This window comes from Dactylosporangium salmoneum (assembly GCF_039532525.1).
GTDB classification, from domain to species: Bacteria; Actinomycetota; Actinomycetes; order Mycobacteriales; family Micromonosporaceae; genus Dactylosporangium; species Dactylosporangium salmoneum.
Genome location: NZ_BAAARV010000119.1, coordinates 1 through 1,579 on the forward strand (window position 1 = coordinate 1; position 1,579 = coordinate 1,579).

The 1,579-nt window shown below is 79.2% G+C and carries 1 pseudogene; it reads left to right on the forward strand.

Going from position 1 to position 1,579, the window contains the following annotated elements:
• A pseudogene (locus ABD352_RS50835) lies at positions 1 to 1,579 on the forward strand (hypothetical protein); the annotation flags it as partial.

The following is a 1,579-nucleotide window of genomic DNA, read 5'->3' on the forward strand; positions in this document are numbered from 1 at the left end:
GCCCACCGCGCCGCCGGCGGCCGCCGCCGCGCCCAGAACGCCCCGGCGGCTCAGCTGCCGTCCGTTCCGGCGCAGGCCCAGCCGCCGGTCGTCTCCGCGCCGCCGGCCCCGAGCGCGATGCCCTCGGTGCTCGGCTCCGCCCCGGCGGTCGTCTCCGGCCCGCCGTCCGTGACGTCGGCGCCGCCGGTGGTCTCCACGCCGCCCGGGTACACGCCGCCGAGCTACGGCCAGGTCTCCTCGGCACCGCCGGCCTACGGCGTCACCTCGGCCCCGCCGGTGACCTCGACCCCGCCCGGGTACACACCGCCGACGCACTACGGCTCCGGCGTCAACGAACCCGTCCAGCCGGCCGCCTACCAGCCGCGCACGCCGATGTACGCGCCCGCGCCGCCGGTCCCGCCGACGTACCAGCCGCCGACGCCCGCGTCGATGCAGTCGATCCCGGTGCCGCTGCAGGCGGCGCCCCCGCAGCCCGTGCCCGTGGCGCCGCTGCCCGTCGCGCCGGCCCCGGTCGCGCCGCCGCCGGTGGCACCGCAGCCGGTCATCCCGCCGCAGCCGACGGCGAGCGAGCCGCACTTCACCTCGCTGATGCCCCCGCCGCCGCCAGGCATCGCCCCGTTCGTGGGCGGCTCGGAGCCGGCGGAGCCCAAGCGGTACGACTCCTTCGGCTACGACCCCTTCGCCGGCCCGTCCTCGGCCCCGCCCGCCTCGGTCACCCCGACCTCCGGCGGCGGCGCGCACGACAGCAGCGCGATGCGGCTCAGCGACCTCAGCGCGCTCGGCGAGCCCCCGACCCTGAACCCACCCACCGTCGAGACGAGTTCGCGCTCCAGCTGGCCGCTGAGCGGGTCGGACACGCCGGCCACGGAGACGGCGGGCTATGCCTTCGGCGCCGACCCGCTCGCCTCGGCGTCGGAGCTCAGCAGCCTGCCCAGGCTCAGCGACATCCCGCAGCCGCCGGACTTCTCGGCGCTGGAGACCACCGGCTCCCACTCCGGCGAGTTCGCCGGGCTCGGCTCCACGCCGGGCTCGACCTCGGGCTCGGGCGAGTTCGCCGGGCTCGGCGCGCGCGGGGAGACCACCGCGTCCTCCGGCATGTCCCGGTCCGAGCGCAACCGCGCCGAGCGGGAGCGGGCCGAGCGCGCGGAGCGGACCGAGCAGCCGAGCCGGTCGGAGCCGCGGCGGGCCGAGCGCGGCCGGCCCGAGGCCGACGAGCGGCTCGAGCCGGCGCGCAGCGAGCGGGCCCGCACCGAGATCCCGCGCTCCGAGCGCACCCGGACGGAGATTCCCCGCTCCGAGCGGCCCCGGACCGAGATCCCCCGCAGCGAGCGCGCCCGCTCGGCCTCGGCCGAGCGCCACGTCGAGCTGCCCCGCCAGCGCGAGGGCCGGGTGCCCCCGCCGTGGCAGACCGGCGAGCTGCCGATCGAGCCCGCGGGCCTGCGCCTGGTCGAGCCGGCCCCGGTGCCGGACCCGGCGCTGAAGGGCTACGGCGACGAGTTCAGCGGGGAGTACAGCGGCGAGTTCCCCTTCGAGCCCCCGGCCCTGCGCCTGGTCGACTCCGACCGCCCGGCCGAGCGCG